We start from the raw sequence: 23171 nt of genomic DNA, 5'->3' as shown, positions 1-23171 counted from the left end.
GTGTGACCGCCGCCGCACGGGAGGCAGGTGCGCTCATCGCGGGCCCGGCGGATCGAACGTGCAACTACCGTGAAGGAACGGCGGTTTCGCCGGCGGACCGTCCGCGCCGGACGGCAGGACCCGAGGGGCGGCGTCCTGTACCGGGTGTGACGGGCGAAGCAACCGCCGACCCGCACACGTGAAAGGTGTGAACGCCGTGCGAAGCGAGCCGGCACACTCGCTTCGCCGAGGTGAGCACGTGCTTTCGGTCGGCATCTCCACCCACCGCGTCGAGGCGCTCACCCGGTCCGGGGCGACGGCGCTCGTGACACCACGGCACCGGAGGAGCGGCGCGCTCCTCCGGTGCCACGCTGTGGACCGGCCCGGATCAGCCGGCCGCCGGGGCGGTTTCCTCGTCGATCTCCTCCCCGCTGAGGAGAGCCGCCGCCCGGTCCATGACGTGGGGCTTGCGGCTGCGCAGCACGAGCATGTAGGCGACGCCGGCGAGGATCAGCAGGACGGTCAGCACCGGCAGGTAGCTGTACGGTGCGGCCTGACCCGGCTGGAAGTCGCCCCAGAAGGGGATGACCAGCACCAGGACCCCCACGACCGGCGAGATCAACCGGGAGAAGACGTGGCCGCGTTCGCCGGCACGGCGGTCCTTGACCCACTCGACGACCAGGGCGACGTTGGTCACCATGTACATCAGCAGGAAGCCGATGGTGCCGTAGGTGCCGAGGAAGCCCGCGGCCGTTCCCGGATCGGTGAACAGCGTGGAGACCACGCCGATCGCCACGCTGGGCACCACGAAGCCGACGACGGCGACCCACGGCGTGCCGAACTTCGGGTGCAGCCGGGACAGACCGCCCCACCACAGCCCGCCGCGTGCGCCGGCCGCGATGACCCGGGACGTCTCGAGGTTGGCGGCGACGTAGGAGCTGGTGATGCTGGACATGAACACCCAGCTGACGGCGACCGCGACGAACGGGACGAAGGCGTGGCCGGCGGTCACGAACGGGTTGGGGTCCTTGACCATCGTGTCCACGTGGTCCACGCCGAACGCGATCACCAGGGCGTACGAGCCGAGGACGTAGACCAGTCCGCTGATCGCGACGTTGGCGAGCAGGGCGATCGGCACGTTGCGGCGAGGGTTGGCGGTCTCCTCGGCGAACGGCGCCGCGGCCTCGAAGCCGCCGTAGGCGAGCACGGTGAGCGACAGTGCCAGGGCGAGACTCTTGGGATCGGCGACTCCGTGCAGGGTCAGGGGAAGCAGGCTGAGGCCGTCCTTGCCGCCCTGGATCAGGACGCCGATCACGAAGACGGCCAGGACCACGATCTCCACGATGTAGAGGGCGATGGTGGTGCGCATGCCGAACGACAGACCGAGGATGGCCGGGAGGAGCACCAGGACGCCGTACGCGACGGTGATCAGCGCGGTGGCCCCGGTGAACTGGGCGTCACCGAGCAGGTTCTGGCGTATGTAGTCGCCCACGAAGACGTAGATGCCGCCGAAGGCGATGACGTATCCGAGCATCGCGACCACGCCCGTCACCACACCGACCGGGGCGCCCAGGGCCCGCGTGATGAAGGTGACGAATGATCCGGAACTCGGATACTTGTGGGAGAACTGGGCGAAGCTGTTGGCGGTCGCGCCGATCCCGAACATGGCGATGAGATACACCAGGGGGGTCGAGACACCGACCAGGCCGGCGACGAGGACCGTGCTGAAGAGGATGTTGAAGAACGGCCCGACCTGGGCGAGACCGGGCATCATCACGCCCAGGAGGCCGAGCTTTCCGGAGGCGGTCCCGTCGTTCCCGTTCTCACCGGGGGTGCTGTGCTGTGACAACGTGGTGCTCCTTGCTTTCATCCGGCCGGTGAGGCGGCGCGGCGGTGTCTGGCCCAGAACTCGAGAAGAGTGGTGTTGAACTGGTCGGGGTGCTCCCAGAGGCAGGCGTGTCCGCCGCGGGTGGTCGCCCACTCCGCGTCCGGGATGCCCTTGTGGAGCCTGCGGGAGAGCCTGACCGGGATGAGGACGTCCTCCTCACCCGCCTGTACCAGGGTGGGGACGGTGATCCGGGACAGCCGGTCGGTGGTGTCGTGCTCGCGGATGACGTTGAGCTGGGACAGGTATGCCTCGGCCGGCCACGGCATGGCCGCCATCTCGTCCTCGAAGGCCGCGAGTTCGGAGGGGCGGGTTTCGAAGAAGTCCTGGGTGAAGGCCCACAGGGTCACCTCACGCATGATGAAGGGGACCCCGTGGGTGGGCGCCAGTTCGGCCCAGACCGTGAACAGCCGGGAGCAGAACGGCCCCGGGGCCGCGTAGGTGCAGGACAGCACCAGCGAGCGCAGGTCGCTCCCGTAGTTGATGGCGTACTCCTGGGAGATCATGCCGCCCATGGAGGTGCCCATCAGATGGAAGTCGGTGATGCCGAGATGGTCCACCAGCGCCTTGGCGTCGTCGGCGAGCATCCGGCTGGTGTAGGGGCCTTCCGGCTTGCTGGTCTGCCCCACGCCCCGGTTGTCGAAGCGCAGGACGCGGTATCCGGCCTCGAGGAACGCCGGTATCTGGTAGTCCCAGGTGGTCAGGTCGTCGGCCAGCCCGTTGACGAGGACGATCGTCTCGGGGCCCTCGCCTTCGAGTCGGTAATGGATCTGGATGTCGTTGACGGCCGCGATGGGCACGGGGGTTCCTCTCCGTGGGGTTCTTCGGGGTGTCAGGCGTGGTCGTGGTCGGGCGGGGTGGTCTCTCCTTCCGGGTGCTGCCCGTCATCACGGATCCGCGCGACCAGGTTGCGCAGGGTGGATTCGGTGGTCAGGGTGAAGTGTTCGGCGGCGACGGCCCCTGCCTCCGCGGCCCGCCCGTCGTTGATCGCCTCGGCCAGCGAGGCGTGCTGGCGCAGCGCCGTCCGGCGCAGCTCCGGGCTGTACGGTTCGCTCCGGAAACCGAGGTTGACCGCTTGCCGCAGCCGCTGGCTCAGCTTGACCAGGTACACGTTGTGGGTGGCGCGCGCCACGGCCAGGTGGAAGGCCTCGTCCGCGGCCCGGGAGGCTTCACGGTCGTCGCCGGCGGCGCGGTAGTCCTCCAGGGCGCCGTTGATGGCGGCGATGTCGTCGTCGGTGCGGCGGCGGGCCGCCACACCGGCGATCATCTCCTCGGTGAAGGCCCGGCACTCGAGCATCTGCTCCATCGCCTTCCAGGTCGGCAGGAGCGTTCTGCGGATCTTCTCGGTGGAGCCCGGCCCCCACGACCTCGTGACGAAGACGCCCCCGGTGCGTCCCCGCCGGACCGTCACATAGCCTTCGGCGCTCAGTCGCTGGATCGCCTCCCCCACCGACGAGCGGCTGACCTGCAGCATGGCGGACAGCTCCCGTTCGCTCGGCAGCCGTTGGCCGGGCACGAAGCCGCCCAGCGCGATCGCGGTGACCAGCCGGTCGGCGATCCGCTCCCCGGCGGACAGCATCTGCAGTGGCTGGAACAGCCTGTTGAGCCCCGGCGGTTCGTCATCGGCGAACATGTCCGCGAACAGGTCGGGTTCACCGGTGGGCACGGCGGGAGAGGGGCCCTCGTCGGTGGTGGGGCGGTCGGTCACGGAGTCTCCTCGTACTCGTGGTCAGCAAGAACCGGGTTCGGCCAGCAGCGTGGGGATCACCCGGGCGAGGGTGCGCGCTCCCGTCACGATGCTCGCGAGTTCCACAGCTTCGTCGACTCCGTGCATGTTGCGCACCCGCGGGCCGTAGCACAGCGCGGGGCGGTCGAACTGGTTGAGGTAGAACCGCGCGTCGGTGGTGGAACCCACCACATATGTTCCGGGGGTGGTGCGGTGGGCGTCCCGGTGGGCCGCCGCCACCACCTCGACCAGTGGATGGTCCGGGGCCAGGGCGTAACCCTCCGCGCGGAAGCCGGAGGCACGCACCGTCGGGGGATGCGCCGCGAGCAGCGGGTCGGCCGCGGCCGACCGTTCGATCGCCTCGCGGACCTCGCGCTCGGCGCGGGCCGGTGACCATGACCGGGGGAAGCCGATCCGGACCGAGGCCCTCGCCCGGGCGGGCACGCTGGAGGTCCAGTCGCCTGCGGACATGCGGCCGATGTTCACGTTGTAGGGATGGTCGATCCCGGCGAACACCGGGTCGCGGTGTGTGTTGACCGTGCGCTCGAAACCGCGCAGCCGCTCCAGCACCCGGCCCAGGAGAACCACCGGATTGCTGGAGCGGTCGGCTCGCTCGGCGTGGCCGCCGCCCGTGGTCACCTCGATGTCGACCCACAGCACGCCGCTGCCGCCGAGCAGGATGCCGAGGTCGGTGGGCTCCATCAGCAGGACGTTGTCGCCGAGGATGCCGGCCCGGCCGGCGGCGAGGGTGCCGTGGCCGGTGCACTCCTCCTCCACCACGCTCAGGAAGCCCAGCGGGCGCGCGGGGCCGATGCCGGCCGCCCGCAGTCCGCGCAGGGCCAGGGCGGCCATGGCGAAACCGCACTTCATGTCGGCCGCGCCGCGTCCGTGGAGCCAGCCGTCACGCCGGGTGGGGACGAACGGCGGGGAGGACCACAGCTCGCCGTCCTCGGCGGGCACCACGTCGATGTGCCCGTTCAGCAGGAGTCCGGGGGTGTCGGTGCTGCCGCCCAGTGTGCCGTACACGTCGTACCGGCCCTGATAGGGCAGTGGGGGGACGCCCGCCAGCGGATCGTCGGCGATCGCCTCGGGGATCTCGACCCGCCGCACCTCGAAGCCCAGGCCGGCGAGCTCTTCCTCGATCACGGACTGCGCCGTCGCCTCCCGTCCCAGGGTGCTCGGCGCGGCGACCAGCCGCTCCAGGAGGACGAACGCCTCCTCCGCCTGTTCGGCAATGGCGTCGTCGATCCGTGCCGCGTCCCGTGGGGAGAGCACACCCGCCATGGGGCCACCCTTCGATAAAAGGTCTGAAGTGCGGGCTATTAATCCACCCGCCCCCGGGTGTGTCAAGGAATCCGGACGCGCGGATCGCGGCGGGGGCATCGGCGACGGGAGGGGCGGGTTCCGGACCACGCGGGATCGGCAAGCCTTTCGATGACAGGCGGCGACGTGCGGCTGAGCCGGATCTCGCGGCCCGAGCGGCCGGGTCACACCCGGCGGCGGGACGGCTGCCGAAACCTGCGTGGGGTCGCCGTCTCCGGGCGTCTCCGGGCGTCTCCGGGAACCGCGGGTGATCAGCCGCGGACCGGCGAGGTGTGCCCCGGTGGGCTGGGTGTGGCCGTCGCAGTGGACGGGCAACTGCCGTGCATGGAACGCGGTTTCAGTCTCCCACTCGCCGAACAGGGGATACGGGCACGCTCGTTCCGCGACCGCCGGGACAAGCCCGCTGCACCCGAGCGGAACCATCGTGCACACGATGTCACGCGTGAGGCGTTCGTCGGCACACACGTGTGAACGGTGTGAACGCCGGTGAGTCAGCGGCGGCCGGCGGAGAAGCGGCCGCCGACGGCGACCGGACCTCGGTGTCGAACCGGAGGAAGGACACGAACCTCTGCGCAGGTGTTCTCCCGAAGCCGCACGATCCAGGGACACTTGCTGCCGCCCTCCACCGACGCGTCATGGGTCGCGCAGGGCGCCGCCGGTCCGTACCGCCTTCCCACCCGACCGGCTTCGCGGCAGGCGCCGGACCGGCCCTCGACGGTCCGGCGCTCCCTTGCCGAGCCGGAGCCGGAGCCGGAGCCGGAGCCGGAGCCGGAGCCGGAGCCGGAGCCGATAACAGCCATACCTGTCAGACACGTTGACTTGTGACGAGCCGCGCCTCCACCATGACCGGGCGGTCACATCAGCGTCCGTCACGTGAACCTCCGGTCACATGAAGGGGTGTCCATGCCCACTGCCACCTGGACCCGGCTGTCGCCCACCCGCCGCGAGCGGGTCCTGATCGCGGCGATGGACGAGTTCGGCACCCACGGCTACTCCACGGGCAGCCTGAACGTCATCGCCCGTGAAGCGGGGGTCGCCAAGGGCTCCCTGTTCCAGTACTTCTCGGGCAAGCTGGACCTCTTCTCCTACGTGGCGGAGCAGACCTCGCTGCGTGTCTACGCGCACATGCGGCCCTGGCTCGACGGCTACGACGGCACCGGTGACTTCGCCACGTACCTCGTCGACGCGCTGGAGGCCTGGCTCGAGTACTTCGCCGAGCATCCGCTCGAGCGAGGGGTCGCCGCCGCCACCAACATGGAGATGGACCCGGCGGTTCACGACGCGGTCAGGCGACCCGTGAACGCCATGTACCTGGCCGGTCTGCGCCTGCTCCTGGAACGGGCCGTCGACACCGGGGACCTGCGCCCGGACGCCGACCTGGACGCGCTGTCCTCACTCCTTCTGATGCTCCTGCCGCACCTGGCTCTCGTCGCGCACCTCCCGGCACCGAACAGCCCCGTGCAGTTCACCGGAGTCAGCCCCCAGGTCCGGCACGGGAATCTCGAACGTCTCGTCATCCCGCTGCTCGCCGATTTCAGAGCGCACGACGACCGATGACGGAACCCGGCCTCGACATCGCCGTCATCGGTTCGGGTTCCGCTCCAGGTCAGGCGCGGTTCCCAGCCCGGTGAGCCTTCCCCTGAACACCGCTCGGGCTCACGGGTGTGCCCGCGGCGGATCACCTCCGGCTCCTGAGCCGGAAAACACCCGGACAGCACGGAGACGTACCACCGGACACCACTGCTTCATCCCCACAGAAAAGGTGATCTCGTGTTCCGTACACTCCTGCGGTCCTTGACCGCGCTGCTGCTGTGCGTGGCAGCCGCCTTCACCCTCGCACCGGCCGCCCACGCGTCGGGGGCAGCCGCCCCGGTCCAGGCGGCGGACCCCTCCACCACGGGGTCGTACCCCGTCGCCTACACCGATCTCACCGTCTCCGCCTCGGGCCGCTCGTTCAGCGCACGCGTCTGGTACCCCGGCACGACGGCCGGGGCGGACGCGCCGGTCGCCGCCGGCTCCCACCCCGGCCTCGCCTTCGGACACGGCTTCTTCCAGGCCATCACCCAGTACGAGAGCCTGCTCGAGCACTACGCCTCCTGGGGCATCATCACCGTCGCGCCCAAGTCCCAGGGCGGTCTCTTCCCCAGCCACTCCGCGTTCGCCGACGATCTGAACGCGGCGCTCACCTGGCTCACCGCCCAGAACAGCACCACCGGCTCACGGTTCGCGGGCGCGGTCAGCACCGACCGGCTCGCCGTCTCGGGGCACTCCATGGGCGGCGGCGCGGCCTTGCTCGCCGCGGGCCGGAACCCGGCCGTCAAGTCCGTCTCCACCCTCGCGGCGGCGGAGACCAACCCCTCGGCCGTCACTGCCTCCAGCACGCTGGGCATGCCCGTCCAGTACGTCGGCGGCAGCGCCGACAGCATCGCCGGCGTCGCCGGCAACCAGCAGAAGATGTACGACGCCAAGCCGTCCGCCACGCAACTGCGGGTCATCACCGGCGGGTTCCACTGCGGCTTCGAGGACAGCTCGGGCATCGGCTGCGACAGCGGAACCATCACCCGCGCCGCCCAGCTGAAACTGACCTACGGTGTCACGACCGCCTGGCTGCTCTACACGCTCGGCGTCGACTCCTCCCTGTACGACCAGGTGTGGGGCTCCGCGGCCCAGAACCTGGCCGGTGTCGTGTACTCCGCCAAGCCCTGAACGCCCCGGCGCGCGACGGCGGACGGAATGTGTGACTGGACCCACCGGTACCTGCGGCACATCGAGTCCGCCCGGCGGCGCTTCGAGACCTGACGGCCGGTGGAGGATGCCGTCCTGAGGGCGCCGCTCCCGTGCCTCCGCAGCTCATGGAGGCGGTGGAGCGGCGGTTCGCCGTGCGACCGCGCGTCCCGCCACCGCCCCTTCGAGCCACAAGGACGTGACCTCATGGGCTTCATCAGACCCCGGCTGCCGCCCGTCGACGCCGGGACCTTCCGCACGCTGCCGCGCGAGGAGCGTCTGAAGATCCTCACGCGACACTGGGTCGAGCACGGCTTCGGCACACCGAACGTGGTGTACCTGTTCTACGTCGTCAAGTGCCTCCTCTACGTCGGCGGGGCAGCGTTCGTGATCTCGCTGACGCCCGGGCTCGGGACGATCGCGCAGGCCCCGTCGTGGTGGTCGGAGCCGATCGTGTACCAGAAGCTGATCGTCTTCACGCTGTTGTGGGAGGTGCTGGGGCTGGGCTGCGGGTCCGGCCCGCTGGCGTCCCGTTTCCGGCCCGTCATCGGATCGGTGCTGTACTGGCTGCGGCCGGGCACCATCCGCCTCCCCCCGTGGCCGGAGCGGGTGCCGCTGACCCGGGGCAGCCGCCGCACCGGCATCGACGCCGCCCTGTACGCCGCCGTCCTCGCCTCGGCCGTATGGGTGCTCACCCGCCCGGGTGACGGCGGTCATACGGCCGGTTCCGGCACGGTGGGCCTGCTCGACCCGCTCACGGCCCTCCCGCTCGTCGTCGGCCTCGCGCTGCTGGGCCTGCGGGACAAGACGGTCTTCCTGGCCGCCCGCGGGGAGCAGTACTGGCTGTCGCTGCTGCTGTTCTTCTTCCCCTACCCGGACATGTTCATCGGCTTCGAGCTGGTCATGCTGGCCCTGTGGTGGGGCGCGGCGACCTCGAAGCTCAACCGCCACTTCCCCTTCGTGGTGGCGACGATGATGAGCAACGCCCCGCTGGTCCCGAGCCGCCGGCTCAAGCGGATGCTGTACCGCGACCACCCGCGTGACCTGCGCCCCTCACGGCTGCCGTGCCTCCTCGCCCACATCGGGACCATGACGGAATACGGCGTGCCGCTCTACCTGGTGTTCATCGGCGACGGAGGCTTCTGGACCTGGGCGGCCCTGCTCTGCATGGCCGTGTTCCACCTCCACATCCTCTCGACCGTCCCGATGGGCGTGCCGCTGGAGTGGAACGTCTTCTTCGTCTTCTCGCTGTTCCACCTCTTCGGCGCCCACGGCGACATCAGCGTCCGGGACCTGCACTCTCTCTGGCTGCTCGCGCTGATCCTGCCGAGCCTGGTCCTGCTGCCCCTGCTGGGCAACGTGCGCCCCGACCTGGTGTCGTTCCTGCCCGCCATGCGCTACTACGCGGGAAACTGGGCAACCAGCGTCTGGCTGTTCACCGGTGACGCCCCGGCACGCCTGGAGTCCGGCCTGACCACCGCATGCCGGCTTCCCACCCGGCAGATGGAAAGCCTCTACGACGAAGGGACGGCCCTGCTGATGTCCCACAAGGTGCAGGCCTGGAGGTCGTTGCACTCGCACGGCCGCGCCCACAACGGGCTGATCGACCGGGTCACCCACGGTCAGGACGACGTCGTCGTGATGGACGGCGAGCTGATCGCCGGCTTCGCCCTCGGATGGAACTTCGGCGAGGGCCACCTGCACAACGGCCAACTGCTGCGGGCGGCCCAGGAGCGCTGCGGCTTCGCCCCCGGCGAAGTGCGCGTGATCTGCCTGGAGGGCCAGCCCATCCACCGCCGGACACAGGCCTACGAGGTCCATGACGCCGCTCTCGGCCTCCTGGAGCGCGGGCACGTCAGCGTGCGGGACATGGTGACCCGTCAGCCCTGGCCCACCGACGGCCCCGACTACCCCGTGTACGACGTGGAGCGCGTGCGTCCGCTGCGGCCGGCACTCCAGCGGGGCATTCCCGCCCCGGCCGGGGACGAGGATGCCGCGCCGCCGGCCCAGGGCGCCTCGTCATGACCAGCGCGACGGTCGTCGGCGGCGGGCCGAACGGGCTCACCGCCGCCGCACTGCTCGCCAAGGCCGGACTGGACGTCACCCTGCTGGAGGCCGCCGACGAGGTCGGCGGCGGCACCCGCAGCCAGGAGGCGATCCTGCCCGGCCTGCTGCACGACCACTGTTCGGCCGTCCACCCCATGGCCGTCACCTCGCCTGCGCACCAGGAGCTCGGCCTCCGGGACCACGGCCTGCGCTGGCGGCTGCCGGACGTCGACTGCGTCCATCCCCTCGACGACGGCACAGCGGGAGTGCTGCTGCGTTCCGTCCGGGACACCGCCCGCATGCTGGGTCCCGACGGCGCCCGCTACCGGCGCCTGCTGCAGTCCCCGGTGCGCCGGTGGGACGCACTGAGCCAGGACGTGATGGGCCCCCTGCTGCGCGTCCCGTCCCACCCCCTGCTCCTGGCGCGCTTCGGCCTGCCCACCGCGCTTCCCGCGGCTCTGCTCGCCCGCGGCTTCTCCACCCCCCGGGCCCGCGCCCTGTGGGCCGGCGTCGCGGCCCACTCGTTCCGGCCGCTGTCCCACCCGCTCAGCTCCGCCATCGGCCTGGGCATCCTCACCGCCGGTCACGCTGCCGGGTGGGCGGTCGCCGAAGGCGGCTCACAGGCCATCGCCCGCAGCCTGGAACGCGCCCTGCGCGCCCACGGAGGCCAGGTGCACACCGGCGTCCGCATCACCCACCACGCACAGATCCCGCCCGCCGACGTCGTCCTCCTCGACCTCGACCCCCTCCAGATCGCCCGCATCTACCACGACCGGCTGCCCACCCGCGTGCGCGACGCCTATCAGCGCTTCCGCCGCGGTCCCGCCGCCTTCAAGGTGGACCTGGCCGTCGAGGAAGGCGTGCCGTGGACGAACGAGCACGCCCGCCGGGCCGGCACGGTGCACCTCGGCGGCACGCTCGCCGAGATCGCACGGACGGAACGGGCCGTGAACGACGGGCGCATGCCCGAACGCCCCTTCGTCCTCGTCGGCCAGCAGTACCTCGCCGACCCCACCCGCTCGGCCGGCAACGTCCACCCCGTCTGGGCCTACGCCCACGTGCCCCACGGATACGACGGCGACGCCACCGAAGCCGTCATCGGCCAGCTCGAACGCTTCGCCCCGGGTACCCGCGACCGCATCGTCGGCCTGCGCACCACCTCACCCGCCGAATTCGCCGCCGTCAACCCCAACTTCGCGGGCGGCGACATCCTCACCGGGGCCAAGACCGTCCCCCAGTTCGTGCTGGGAGCACGCCCCGCTCTCAACCCCTACTCCACCTCCCTGCCGGGCGTCTTCTGCTGTTCCGCCGCCACCCCGCCGGGCCCCGGCGCCCACGGAATGTGCGGGGCCGCCGCAGCGGCATCCGCACTGCGCCACCTCGGCCTCTCCTGACCGCTCGACGGGCGACGCCGCCCGCCTCCGGTGCCGGCGATCGCTCGGGCGGCTGCCGGGGCGGGGTCAGGGCGTCCGCACCGCCACCGCCGCGGCCGCCGGTGTGATGACGGCGCGCCGCCCCCGGCCGGCCGTCGTCGCCCACGCGGGCGGGGAGGAGGCGGGCCGGCCGCCGCACCGGCCGGGGCCGCCACGTGGTCACGGGGCCGGGCCCGTCACACGGTCCCGGCGCGCGGCACCGCCGTCCGGTACGAGAAGACCGCCGCCTCCGGGGAAGCGGCGGTCGTACTCGCGTCGTTCCCGCTCCGGGCGGGATCCGTTCTCAGCGGCCGGCCCCTGTCGCCTGGCGTGCGGCCGGGGCCGCGTCGCGTCGGCCGCCGGTGCCCAGCGCGTGCAGGATCTCCTCCACGCTCTGTTTGGCGTCGCCGAAGAGCATGCTGCTGTTCTCGCGGAAGAACAGGGGGTTCTGCACGCCCGCGTAGCCGGAGGCCATGGAGCGTTTGAAGACGATGACCTGCTCGGCTTCCCAGACGCGCAGCACGGGCATGCCGGCGATCGGGCTGCCCGGGTCGTCGGTCGCCGCGGGGTTGACGGTGTCGTTGGCGCCGATGACCAGCACGACGGAGGTGTCGGCGAAGTCGTCGTTGATCTCGTCCATCTCCAGGACGATGTCGTAGGGCACCTTCGCCTCGGCCAGCAGGACGTTCATGTGCCCGGGCAGGCGCCCGGCGACGGGGTGGACACCGAAGCGGACCTCGACGCCCCGCTCGCGCAGTTGCCGCGTCAGTTCCGCGACCGGGTGCTGGGCCTGGGCGACGGCCATGCCGTAGCCCGGGGTGATGATCACCGAGCGGGCCTGCGCGAGCATCTCGGCCGCCTCCGCGGCCCGCACCTCGCGGTGCTCGCCGTGCTCCTCCTCGCGGCCGGACGGCGCCTCGATGCCGAAGCCGCCCGCGATGACGGAGATGAAGGAACGGTTCATCGCCTTGCACATGATGAAGGACAGGTAGGCGCCGGAGGAGCCGACCAGCGCGCCGGTGACGATGAGCAGGTTGTTGTCGAGCAGGAAGCCGGCCGCGGCCGCCGCCCAGCCCGAGTAGCTGTTCAGCATGGAGACGACGACCGGCATGTCGCCGCCGCCGATCGAGGCGACCAGGTGCCAGCCCAGGGCCAGCGCCAGCGCGGTGACCGCGATCATCAGCGGCAGGCTCGGGCGAACCGTGAACCAGACGGTGAGCGCGACGAAGGCCACGAGCGCGCCGACGTTCAGCGCGTTCTTGCCCGGCAGGGTCAGGGGACGGGACTTGATGCGCGCCGAGAGCTTCAGGAACGCGACGATCGAGCCGGTGAAGGTGACCGCGCCGATGAAGATGCCGATGAACACCTCGGCGTGGTGGATGCCCAGCAGGTCGGCGCCGACCTCGGTCTGTGCCGTGCCGTGCGCCTCCACCTCCAGGTAGCTGTTCCAGCCCACGAGCACCGCGGCGAGGCCGACGAAGCTGTGCAGCACGGCGATCAGTTCGGGCATCTGCGTCATCTCGACGCGGCGGGCCCGCCACAGGCCGATCGCCGCGCCGAGCGCCATCGCCAGCACGATCAGGGTGACCGCTCCGGCGGCGATGCTCTGCGCCGCCACGACGACGGTGGCGACGAGGGCGAGGGCCATGCCGGCGATGCCGTAGACGACGCCGGCGCGGGAGGTGCGGTGCTGGGACAGGCCGGCCAGGCTGAGGATGAACAGCAGGGCGGCGACCAGGTCGGCCGCGTGTGAGGCCGTCAGGGAGGTCATCTCGGCTCAGCCTTTCGAGAACATGGAGAGCATGCGGCGGGTGACGGCGAAACCTCCGAAGATGTTGACGCTCGTCAGCAGGATCGCCACGAAGGACAGCGCGGTGACGAGCCGGCTCTCGTGCCCGATCTGCAGCAGAGCGCCGATCACGACGATCCCGGAGATCGCGTTGGTCACCGACATCAGCGGCGTGTGCAGCGCATGGTGCACCTTGCCGATGACGTAGTAGCCGATCACCACCGCCAGCGCGAACACCGTGAAGTTGCCCGCCAGTTGGGCGGGAGCGTAGGCCACGAGCAGGAACATGGCGAGCATGCCGAGCCCGATCAGGCCGAAGCGCCGGGCGGGCGTCAGCTTCGGCTGCTTCGGTTCGGGCGCCTCGGGTGCGGCCGCGGGCTGCGCGGCGGGCGCGGCCGACACCGCGACGGGTGGCGGCGGCCAGGTGACGTCTCCGTCGCGCACCACGGTCACCGCCCGCTGTACGACGTCGTCGAAGTCGATCGTCAGCTGCCCGTCCTTGCCGGGGGTGAGCAGCTTGAGCAGGTTCACCAGGTTGGTGCCGAACAGCTGCGAGGCCTGGGCCGGCAGCCGGGAGGCCAGGTCGGTGTAGCCGATGACGGTGACGCCGTTGTCGGTGACGATCGCCCGCCCCGGCACGGTGCCCTCGACGTTGCCGCCCATCGCGGCGGCCATGTCGACGATGACGCTGCCCGGCTTCATCACGGCCACGTCCTCGGCCGTGAGCAGGCGCGGTGCCGGCCGGCCCGGGATCAGCGCGGTCGTGATCACGATGTCCACGTCCGCGGCCTGCCGGTGGTAGAGCTCGGCGGCGGCACGGTCGTAGTCGGCCGAGGTCGCCTTCGCGTAGCCGTCGGTGCTCCCCTCCTGCTCGACTTCCACCGGCAGGTACTCGCCGCCCAGCGACTTCACCTGGTCCGCGACCTCCGGCCGCGGGTCGGTGGCCCGCACGATCGCGCCGAGGCTGGAGGCGGCGCCGATCGCCGCGAGGCCGGCCACGCCCGCGCCGGCGACCAGCACCTTCGCCGGAGGCACCTTGCCCGCTGCGGTGACCTGGCCGGTGAAGAACCGACCGAAGACGTGCGCGGCCTCGATCACCGCGCGGTACCCGGCGATGTTCGCCATCGACGACAGCACGTCCATCGACTGCGCGCGCGAGATGCGCGGCACCGCGTCCAGCGCCAGAGCGGTCACCCCGGCACCGGCCAGTGCCTGCAGCAGTTCCGGCTTCTGGGCCGGCGTCAGCAGGGCGACCACGGTCGCTCCGCGCCGCAGCCGGGCGATCTCCGCGTCGGAGGGGGCGTTCACCTTCAGGACGACATCAGCGTCCCAGGCGTCGCCGATCTCGGCGCCGGCATCGATGTACGCCCGGTCACCGAAGCCGGAGGCCTCACCGGCACCGGACTCGACGACGACCTCGTAGCCGAGGCCCAGCAGCAGTCGTACCGTCGCCGGGGTGGCCGCGACCCGCGTCTCCCCGGAGACGGACTCGGCCACCGCGCCGATGCGGCGAGGAGGATGGTGCGAGGCTTCTTCAGCAGACATGTCCTGTATCTCTCGTCAAAGGAGGGTGCGAAAGGGAGATCTGCGCCTGGGGAGTGACGACGTCCTCCCCGTGATCGCTGGAACCTAACCCGTCTGACGGGTACGGGCCAACGTGAACCGACGGTGACGTGCTTCACCTTGCGCAACGGGCCGAGATGCCCCGACGGCACGGGGCCGCACCGGCCGGGCCCCGGGCGGTCGGGCCGTTCCGCCCTGTCGTGGCCGCCGCTTTGGCGGTACGGCCGCCGGACCGGGAGTTGTGACCATGGACACACCCCCTTCGTACCTACTGGTCGGTACGCTGCGGCGAGCCGTCGACGACAGGAGGCCCGATGTCCGTGACCAACCGCCAGATCCGTCCGGCCGCACGCCCCGTGGGCGAAGTCCGGCCCGAGGACTGGCAGCACTGTTCCGCGCACCTCGAGGAGCCCGGTCCGGGCCGTTTCGCGGGCCGCACCCGGGTCATCTCCATGGACCCCGCGACGCGGGGCCGGCTGGACGACCGCCCCTCCTGCCTGCCGCCCGTGGGCATCGGCGAGGTGATGCGCGCCGGATCGGTCGTCGAGGTCACCGCCTCCGAGCATCCCGGCTACCGACCCGGCGATCACGTGGTCGGCACCTTCGGCGTCCAGGAACACGTCGTCTCCGACGGCCGGGGCGCGATGAAGATCGACTCCTCTCTCGCCCGCCCTCGACCCACCTCGGCGCGCTGGGCATGCCCGGCATGACCGCCTACGTCGGCCCGCTGGACGTCGGAGCGCTGCGGGACGGCGAGACGGTCGTGGTCTCGGGGGCGGCCGGAGCGGTGGGGACCGTCGTGGGGCAGATCGCGAAGGTCGAGGAGCACGTGGTCAAGGGAAGCGTGGACGGCTTCCCCGGGACGTTGCGGATGCTCTTCCGCGGAGAGAACGTGGGCAAGCCCGTCCTGGAACTGGCCTGAACGTCGACGCGGTGGTGCGGGCGGCCGTCGTTCCCGGGGCGAGCGCCGCTCCACCCGGGACAGGGTTCCCGCCCGGGCGCCGGACACTGCCTCGGCACTCCCGCCGTCACCCGCCGGCCGGTGCGGCCGACGTTCAGTTCCGCTGAACTCTGCCGATCCGCAAGGCACTTCGTGCAGACTGAACGGATGGCAGACTTCGTTGAGTTCGCCTTCGCCGACGGAACGCGACTCTCTCTCCAGGCCTTTGCACCTCCCGGGAACGCTTCCGCGGCCCCGCAAGGCGAGCCCGACGGCGAGGGCGCCGATGCCGTCCCCGGGTTCGGCACGTCCCGGCCGGTCGCGCGGGGCGCGCGTGTCGTGGCCGCCGCCGAGGGGGCGCTGAGCGCGGTGCTCGCCCCCCTGGTACCCATGCTCCAACAGGTGCACGACACCGTGGCCGCCGTGCCGGACGCCCCTGACGAACTGTCCGTGAGCTTCGGACTCCGGGTCAGTCAGGACCTGAAGCTCGCGGTGGTCGGCACCACCGGCGAGGCCAGCATGACGATCACCGCGAACTGGCTGCTGTCCGCGGCGGCGCCCGGCGACGGGACCGCCGCCGGCGTCGACGCCCCCACCGGTCACGCGAACGGTGCCGGTGATCGGTAAGGGGCGGCGCCGGCCGCGTACCGGCGACGCGGGAGCCAGGGCGTCGTTGGTCACCCTTCTCGGTCCGGACGGCGGAGAGGTCGTCGGCTGCGGTGTGTACCTCGGCCGGGGCCGCGTCCTCACCTGCTCTCACGTGGTCAACGAGGCCATCGGCCGGGACTGGTTCCACCAGGAGGCGCCGCAGGACGTGCCGGTACCGGTCGGCTTCCCGGTGGCGAGGTCCAGCGGGCCGCTCGCCTCCCGTTGCGTCGGCTGGATCCCCGCCCGGCGCACCGGTTGGGGTGCCGTCCCGAGCCGACCCGCGCGGGTGGGAGACCCGACCTGGTTCGGAGACCTGGCGGTCCTCGAACTGGCGGACGACACGCCGGAACCGGTACGTGCCGCCGAATGGGCCAAGATGACGCAGGGACAGGACGTACGGGCCTGGTACGGCGGCGGTCAGCCGTTCACCTACGCCGACGGCTGCGTCGAGTCCTGCGACGAGAAACTCGGTTTCGTCGATTCCCGGATGCGCGGCGCCGCCATCGGGCCCGGCTACAGCGGCGGCCCTCTGTGGTGCGACGAGGAAGGGGCGGCTGTCGGCATCGTCCTGGGCGTCATGGAGCCGCCCCCGGGTGCGTTCGCCGCCGGGCAGGTGATCCGCAGGACCCTCGTCCTTCCCTGGCAGGCGATCAACGCCGAGCTGAGCACCCTCGCCGACGCCGAGGGCCGTGCCTTCGGCTTTCCGCCGGCCGCTTCCCGCCGGGACGACGAGCGGTCCCCTTCCGAGGACCCCGCCACCCGGCACAGTCTCACGGCCCTGGTCGCGGGGTTGCTCGCCGATCCCGCGGTCCGCGCCGAGCAGGGCCGCAGGCTGGCCGACGAGCTGGGGCTCGGCAGCGTGCGAGCGGTGCCCTCCGTCGACGACATCGTCGACATCCTGCTCACCCGTCACCGGGCCGTCGCCACCTTCGTGGAGGGACTGCCGGCCGGTGGCCGGAAGGACTCCCAGAGACTGCTCGCGCTCGGCCGGGCCACGCTCGTGGCCGGCCTGTTGTCCGTGCGCGAGCACGCGTGGCTCATGGACCTGCTCTCCGACGACCTGCGGGACCGCCTCACCGAAGCGGCCCGCGAAGCCCTTCCGCACACCACGCTCTTCGACGCGCCGCTCCCGTCCGCGGAGCGCGCGGAGGAGCCGTCCGGCTGCGGGACCGTGCAGGCCTCCGACCCGCACCGGCTGATCTCGGAGCTGGAGGGATTCTGGGGGGACAGCGCGCCCGTGCCCGAAGGCTCCCCGCGGGTGCCCGCCCTGCTCCGGGCGGTGGAGTACCTGGCCGCCACGTGCACGCCCAAGCGGATGCGCGACCTGTGGAAATGGTCCGAGCAGGTCGCCCACCGGCTCGGGGTGGCACCCGAGGCGCTGAACGAGCGCCGGAACGACGCCGCCGAATGGGCACGCCACCGCCGGGAACGCGCCCGGGCGGCCAGCCCGCGGCTGACCGTGCAACTCACCCGCTGCCCGGGGGAGACCTTCCGCTGCGCGGCCTGGTACGCCCCGGGGACCGGAGTGGAGGACACGGAGCGCCAGGTGGTGGCCGACGACCGACCCCGTACGGCTGCGGACATCGTCCGCCTCCTGCACCGCGTGCTGGTCCGGGAGACCGCGACGGCCGAGCCGGCCTCGGCGGTACCCCTGGTGGAAGTGCTCCTGGACCTGGACGAGTTGGACGTCGCCGTCGACGAGTGGGAGAACGAGGCGTCGCCCTACGAGGTGCCGCTCGTGCTGGGCGCGGAATACCCCGTCGTCGTCCGCTGCCCCGAGGCGCGCCGCCGGGCACCGGAGGCCCTCCGGCACTGGCGGTCCCGCTGGGCGGAGATCGACCGCGGCGCGATGCTGCGGATCGACCACCGGCACACCACGCCACGGCAGGTGTACGGCCTGCTGAAGGCCGATCTCGCCGTGTCCCGTGTCATCCTCGACTGCCCGGCACAGCACCGGGCCGAGTTGCGCGCCGTCTGTCTGGTGCTGGGCGTACCGGTGGTGGTGTGGGACCGCAAGGCCCCGCCCGGCACCCCGGGCGACCGGCTCACCGCGCTGCTGCTCAACGGTCCGATACGGAGTCTGCCGCAGCGCGTGCGCCGGCACCGCGCCCGCGTGCTCGCCGAGAGCGACGCCTCCCCGTCCACGGTGCTCGCGCCGGCCCTGGTCTGGGACGACGCCTCCCGCCCGCCGCCGCACGCCGTCTGGATGGATCCCACAGTGGAGGAACCCGCCCCATGACCGCAGTGGAACACTTGGACGGCGAGGACGGCGAGGACGGCGAGAGCGCCGGCTGGCGTCTCTTCCGCGGTGACGGCCGGGTACGCCGAGTCGCGCTGCCGAAGCCGCCCCCGTGGCGGCGGTTCGGGCTCGACGACACGGAGGAGCGCTGCGCCGCGTCCCCGGATCCGTATCGCCCCTATCTCATCGACCAGCCGCAGATCGACGTGGTCAACGCGGCCCTCCATCTGCGCCGACCGCTGCTGGTCACCGGGCACCCGGGAACCGGCAAGTCGTCGCTGGCGTATGCGATCGCCCGTGAGATGGACCTGGGCAGGGTGCTGCGCTGGCCCGTGAACAGCCGGTCCACGCTGGCCGAGGCCCTGTACCAGTACGACGCGGTGGGGCGGCTGCGCGAGACCGGCCTCGGTCACGACGGCGCCACGCCACCGCCGGACATCGGCCACTTCGTCCGGCTCGGCCCGCTCGGCACGGCGCTGCTGCCCCGCGACCGGCCCAGGGTGCTGCTCGTCGACGAACTCGACAAGGGGGACATCGACCTGCCCAACGACTTGCTGACGGTCTTCGAGGAGGGCGAGTTCGAGATCCCGGAGCTCTCCCGGCTGCCCGCCGGGCAGAACCGCACCCTGGTGCACACCGCCCACGGCACCGAGCCGCACGAGGTGGTCGGCGGCTTCGTCCGGTGCCGTGAGTTCCCGGTGGTCGTGATCACCAGCAACGGTGAGCGGGAGTTCCCGCCCGCGTTCCTGCGCCGCTGTCTGCGCCTCGATCTGCCCGACCCCGACGAGCGCAGGCTGCGGGCGATCGTCGCCGCGCACCTCGGTCCCGAGACGGTGCCCCGGGTGGACGACCTCATCCGGACGTTCCTGGCCCGCCGCGCTCCGGGCGAACTGGCCACCGACCAGCTGCTCAACGCGGCGCACCTCCGCCTCGGTGGCGTCGACCTGGATGCGCAGGGCCTGTTGGAAGCGGTGCTCCACCAACTGGGCGGGGCCGTCTAGTCATGCCCGAGAGGCTCCTGCGCATCCTCCGCCTCCTCGACGAGCGGACGACCGCCGAGGAGCTGGCCGAGGTGCTCTGGCTCGCCCAGCGCGTGCCCCGCGGAGAGAACGCTCCGCTCGCGCTCGGTCTGCTGCGCGAGTCCGCGGAGGAGAGCGGCCTTCGCGACGACGCGGCCGGCCGGGGCCCGGTTTCCGGGCCGGCGCTCCCGCCGCCGCAGGAGGAGACGTCTCCGCCGGAGCTGCACGCGGCACCGGAGCTGCCCGGCGGCGAAGGCGACGCCGGCGAGAACGGTGACGCGCCGCCCGCCGACGCGGACGACGCGGACGACGCACACGACGCGGACGACGCAGACGACGCAGACGACGGGGACGACGACCGGCCGGACGGCCGGGAGCCCGACCCGGTCGATCCACCGCCTGCTCCGGAAGCCCCCCGGGCGCTCTCCGTGCGTATCGCCCATCCGCGTTCCCTGTCCGGCTCGCTCGCGACCGCGCGCGCCCTGCGCCCGTTGAAGCGCTACCGGCCCGAGCCCCGGCGGCCGGAGATCGACGAGGCCGCCACCGCGGCGGGGATCGCGCAGACCGGGCTGTTGGACGTCGTCACACGGCCGGGACGGGAGCGCTGGCTGGACCTGGCACTCGTGATCGACGACAGCGCGTCCATGCTCCTGTGGCAGCAGTTGTGCACCGAACTCCACTTCCTGTTCCGGCGGCTGGGCGCCTTCCGTCAGATTCACACCTGGGGACTGCGCCTGGACGGGGACCGGCCCCCGATGCTCTCGCCGCGGCCGTTCGGCGACGCGCGGTCCTTGCAGGACCCTTCGGTCATCGACGACCCGTCCGGCCGCACCATGACCCTGGTCGTCACCGACGGCGTCGGCGCCGGGTGGCGGACCGGAGCGATGGAGGCCCAGCTCGCCCGCTGGGGGGCACACGGCCCCACCGCCGTGATCCACGCACTCCCGGCACGTATGTGGGCGGGCTCGGCGCTGCCCGCGCGGCGCTGGTCGGTCCGGGTCCCGCATCCTGGCGCTCGCAACGCGGACTGGCGGGTGCGCGACACCCTGCTGCCGCCCGAGCTGAGCCCGTTCCAGGGTCCGGCCGTGCCGGTCCTCGAACCGAGCCCGCCGAAGCTGGCCGACTGGGCCCGCGTGACCGTCGCCGGCGGGCAGAGCACCGTACTGCCGCTGTGGGATCCGCGCTCGGCCTCCGGGCCCCGTGAGCAGCCCGCCGGTACGAGCGCCGCGCAGGCGGTCCGGCAGTTCCGCCGGACCGCCTCACCGGAGGCGTACCGGCTCGCGGCGCACCTCGCCGCCATCGCGCCGCTCACCGTGCCGGTCATGCGCCTGGTCACGGAGGCCGTGCCCTGGGGCGCCACGACAGCGCACCTGGCGGAGGTCTTCCTCGGCGGCCTGATGCGGCTGGCCGAGAGCACCGCGCACGACGCCTCCGCGCTGCGCGGCACCCGCGGCTACCGGCACAGCCAGCGGATCCTCTCGTTCACCGACGAGGCCGGCGACATCCTGCTGGACGCCGTACCGACGGCGGAAGTGGTGGAGACCGCTCGTCAGGTCTCGCGTCTGATCGGTGAACTCATCGGCCAGTCCCCCGAGTTCCCCGCCTGGCTGAACCGCCCGGACGGTACCGATCTGCTGCCGGAGCACGCCCGGAACTTCGCCTGGCTCGGCTCCGCGCTGCTGCGGCGGCTCGGCCTGACCGGAGCCGTGGAGGCCGGCGGGGAAGAGCCGCCGGGCGTGCCGGAGGAGAAGCCCCGCAGAGCGTGGAACCCGTTGTACCCGCAAGCGCCGTTCGTCGGATACTCGCGCCGGACGGGGGTGCAGTCCTCGTGGATGCACCTTCCCGGCCACGACCCCAACTACGCGGGCGACTACCGTCTGCTGGGCCTGGCCCACACCCGGGGCGAGACGAACCTGTATCTCGGACGCGACGCCTACGGGGACACGGCCACCGTTCGCCGGGCCAAGTACCATCCGGACGACCGGAGCAACGCCTCGTCGCGGCTCGTGGTCACGGAGGCCTCGGCGCTCGCCCGGTTCGACCACCGCTGCCTGCCGCGCCTCCTCGGCCACGACCCGTCCGGGGCACGCCCCTGGACGGCGTCCTCCGCGGTCGTCACTCGCTCCGAGAGCAGGGCCGCTCATCTGGCCGACGTCGTCTCCACGACGGGCCCTCTCGGCCTGGAGGCCACTCTCGCCCTCGCCCAGCGGCTCGCGGCCGCCCTGGCGCACAGCCACAGCGCCGGCGTCGTCCACGGCCACCTCTCGCCGCGGCACATCCTGCTCACCCGCCACGATCCCGTCGTCATCGGCTGGCACCGATCGACTGTCGACGGCCGGCCGCCGCAGCCGGACGGCACACCGGCGCGGCCCGCCGACGACCTCAGGGCTCTGGCCGCCGTCCTGGCGTACGCGGCCCTCGGCAACGAGGCACCGGCCGCGGGCTACGTCACCTACCGCGATCCGCCCCTGCACATCGACGAGGCCGTCTGGTCCGAGTCGGGTGACCCCGGAGTGGACCCGACGCTGCACCTGCTGGTCGCGCGCTGCCTGCGCGGTCCGTCGGAGGCTCCGCCCACCGCCGAGGGCGTGCTCGCCCTGCTGCGCGACCGCATGCCCGGGCACGGCGCGCACGCCCTCGCGTTCACCGCCTGGCTTTCGGAGCCCGCGGTCCAGACGATCGGTGACGCGGAGCTGTTCCGGGCGGGGACGGAGTCCGCCGACGCGGAACCCCTCGGCGCGCAGGTTCCCGTGGCGCGGCGCGACGAACCCACGGCCGCACCCTCCCGGGTCGGCACCGACTCCCGGAAGTGGCTGAATCTGCCGGGAGCGGCCGGCCGTCCCCCGCGACAGCGGAAGCGCCTCACCCGCCGCCCCCGCCCGGAAGTGCTCCGCCCCCGCCCGGACGGCACCGCCGGCCGGTGCGTCGCCGTCATCGGCGCCCGGCACGGCTCAGGGCGCAGCACGGTCGCCGTTCAACTCGCGTCCGCGCTCCGGGCGGCGGAGCGGGGCTCGCGTGAGCCCGTTCTCATGTTGCCGGTGCACCGCCGTCTGGGTGTCTTCGGCTACCGTCTCCTCGACACCGGCCCGCCCGCGGTCACGGCCCGGTTTCCCGCTCCTTCCGGCCGTGCCCCTTCTCATGCGAGGTCCTGGGTGACCCTGGCCGACTCACGAGGGGCGCAGTTCCTCTACGCGGTCGCGCCCGCGCAGGCCGCCGTCCGGTTGGACACCTGGTCCGTCCGCCGGGGCATCGACTGGCTGAGGACCTTCGGCACCGTGATCGTGGACGCCGCCGGGACCTTCCTGCCTCCCGGGGACAGCCTGTACGGCCTGCTGGGTGACGTCGACCACCTGGTCATGGCGACGACCGCCCGCCGCGAGGATCTGAACGCCGCGGTCGCCCAGGCCGAGTGGCTCGCCGCACATGGTTACGAGCGCCTGGTCCACAGGGCGACCGTCGTCGTCTCGGACACCGAGGGCAACGGAGGCACCGGGGGCACGGCCACGAGCGGCACCAGGAGCACCGCGAGCACCGCGAGAGAGCTGTTCGAGCGCCGTACCGGAACCGTCCACACGATTCCGTACGACACCGGCCTCCACCGACTCGGCCTGACCGACCCCGCCGCCCTCGCCACCCTCACGCGACGGGCGTACGAGGAACTCGGCCGTGCCGTCCGTACTGCTCTGCGGGACGGAATCCGATAGCCGCGGTCCGCCGCCGGTGGCCTCCGCCCGTGCAGGGGCGGAGGCCGCTGCCAGCGGGAGCGCCCGAAGCGGTACCAGTCACGGTTCTGCAGCCGGGCCAGGCTGCGCACGACCACCGGGTAGTCCACCGCGAGCGGAACACCGGGCACCTCGGAGGTGTCCCGGGGCCAGCGG

16 protein-coding genes are annotated in these 23171 nt (G+C 72.3%); 10 read left to right on the top strand and 6 right to left on the bottom strand.

Annotated features, from left to right (window positions below; all coding sequences use genetic code 11):
• Positions 1-367 precede the first annotated feature (367 nt).
• The 4 genes from VKA29_RS30765 to VKA29_RS30750 are packed head-to-tail and all read right to left on the bottom strand — an operon-like array spanning position 368 to position 4874.
• Positions 368-1828 carry an APC family permease gene (locus VKA29_RS30765; protein WP_324789280.1) on the bottom strand — a complete coding sequence of 487 codons (1461 nt, stop codon included), beginning with the start codon at positions 1826-1828 and terminating at the stop codon, positions 368-370.
• Positions 1829-1845: 17 nt separating this feature from the next.
• The gene (locus VKA29_RS30760) at positions 1846-2664 is read right to left on the bottom strand and encodes an alpha/beta fold hydrolase (protein WP_324789279.1); all 819 of its coding nucleotides are present in this window, start codon (positions 2662-2664) and stop codon (positions 1846-1848) included.
• A gap of 32 nt (positions 2665-2696) precedes the next feature.
• Complete coding sequence (locus VKA29_RS30755) at positions 2697-3572, bottom strand: FadR/GntR family transcriptional regulator (RefSeq protein ID WP_324789278.1); 876 nt, start codon at positions 3570-3572, stop codon at positions 2697-2699.
• A gap of 21 nt (positions 3573-3593) precedes the next feature.
• Complete coding sequence (locus VKA29_RS30750) at positions 3594-4874, bottom strand: ArgE/DapE family deacylase (protein WP_324789277.1); 1281 nt, start codon at positions 4872-4874, stop codon at positions 3594-3596.
• 942 nt (positions 4875-5816) lie between these two features.
• On the opposite strand from VKA29_RS30750, the gene VKA29_RS30745 reads away from it, so the two are divergent.
• The 4 genes from VKA29_RS30745 to VKA29_RS30730 all read left to right on the top strand — a co-directional run bounded on the left by VKA29_RS30745 (position 5817) and on the right by VKA29_RS30730 (position 11077).
• Entirely contained in the window at positions 5817-6470 is a 654-nt protein-coding gene (locus VKA29_RS30745) for a TetR/AcrR family transcriptional regulator (protein WP_324789276.1), read from the top strand.
• A gap of 213 nt (positions 6471-6683) precedes the next feature.
• Positions 6684-7619, top strand: coding sequence for an alpha/beta hydrolase family protein (locus VKA29_RS30740; RefSeq protein ID WP_324789275.1), 936 nt, complete (start codon positions 6684-6686; stop codon positions 7617-7619).
• Between the two features lie 225 nt (positions 7620-7844).
• Entirely contained in the window at positions 7845-9662 is a 1818-nt protein-coding gene (locus VKA29_RS30735) for a DUF3556 domain-containing protein (RefSeq protein ID WP_324789274.1), read from the top strand.
• Positions 9659-11077: an NAD(P)/FAD-dependent oxidoreductase gene (locus tag VKA29_RS30730; protein ID WP_324789273.1), complete on the top strand. Its 1419-nt coding sequence runs from the start codon at positions 9659-9661 to the stop codon at positions 11075-11077. Before VKA29_RS30735 ends, VKA29_RS30730 begins: the two co-directional genes overlap by 4 nt.
• A gap of 322 nt (positions 11078-11399) precedes the next feature.
• Here VKA29_RS30730 and pntB read toward each other — a convergent pair whose 3' ends face one another.
• Positions 11400-12866, bottom strand: a complete 1467-nt coding sequence (pntB, locus tag VKA29_RS30725) for a Re/Si-specific NAD(P)(+) transhydrogenase subunit beta (RefSeq protein ID WP_324789272.1) — start codon at positions 12864-12866, stop codon at positions 11400-11402.
• Positions 12867-12872: 6 nt separating this feature from the next.
• Complete coding sequence (locus tag VKA29_RS30720; protein ID WP_324789271.1) at positions 12873-14429, bottom strand: Re/Si-specific NAD(P)(+) transhydrogenase subunit alpha; 1557 nt, start codon at positions 14427-14429, stop codon at positions 12873-12875.
• Positions 14430-14761: 332 nt separating this feature from the next.
• On the opposite strand from VKA29_RS30720, the gene VKA29_RS30715 reads away from it, so the two are divergent.
• From VKA29_RS30715 to VKA29_RS30690, 6 genes are all read left to right on the top strand, one after another.
• Positions 14762-15157: a hypothetical protein gene (locus VKA29_RS30715; protein WP_324789270.1), complete on the top strand. Its 396-nt coding sequence runs from the start codon at positions 14762-14764 to the stop codon at positions 15155-15157.
• On the top strand, positions 15154-15369 hold the full coding sequence (locus VKA29_RS30710) for a hypothetical protein (protein ID WP_324789269.1): 216 nt from the start codon (positions 15154-15156) through the stop codon (positions 15367-15369). The genes VKA29_RS30715 and VKA29_RS30710 overlap by 4 nt, the downstream gene beginning before the upstream one ends.
• Positions 15370-15555: 186 nt before the next feature.
• Complete coding sequence (locus tag VKA29_RS30705) at positions 15556-16014, top strand: CU044_2847 family protein (RefSeq protein ID WP_324789268.1); 459 nt, start codon at positions 15556-15558, stop codon at positions 16012-16014.
• Between the two features lie 46 nt (positions 16015-16060).
• Positions 16061-18274, top strand: a complete 2214-nt coding sequence (locus VKA29_RS30700; RefSeq protein WP_324789267.1) for a trypsin-like peptidase domain-containing protein — start codon at positions 16061-16063, stop codon at positions 18272-18274.
• The gene (locus VKA29_RS30695; protein WP_324789266.1) at positions 18271-19275 is read left to right on the top strand and encodes a MoxR family ATPase; all 1005 of its coding nucleotides are present in this window, start codon (positions 18271-18273) and stop codon (positions 19273-19275) included. Before VKA29_RS30700 ends, VKA29_RS30695 begins: the two co-directional genes overlap by 4 nt.
• A 2-nt stretch (positions 19276-19277) precedes the next feature.
• The gene (locus VKA29_RS30690) at positions 19278-22997 is read left to right on the top strand and encodes an SAV_2336 N-terminal domain-related protein (protein WP_324789265.1); all 3720 of its coding nucleotides are present in this window, start codon (positions 19278-19280) and stop codon (positions 22995-22997) included.
• Positions 22998-23171 lie beyond the last annotated feature (174 nt).

This window comes from Streptomyces sp. H51 (assembly GCF_035656535.1).
Classification (GTDB): domain Bacteria; phylum Actinomycetota; class Actinomycetes; order Streptomycetales; family Streptomycetaceae; genus Streptomyces.
Note: the sequence above shows the minus strand (reverse complement) of the source record. Positions and strands in the feature narration are given on the sequence as shown.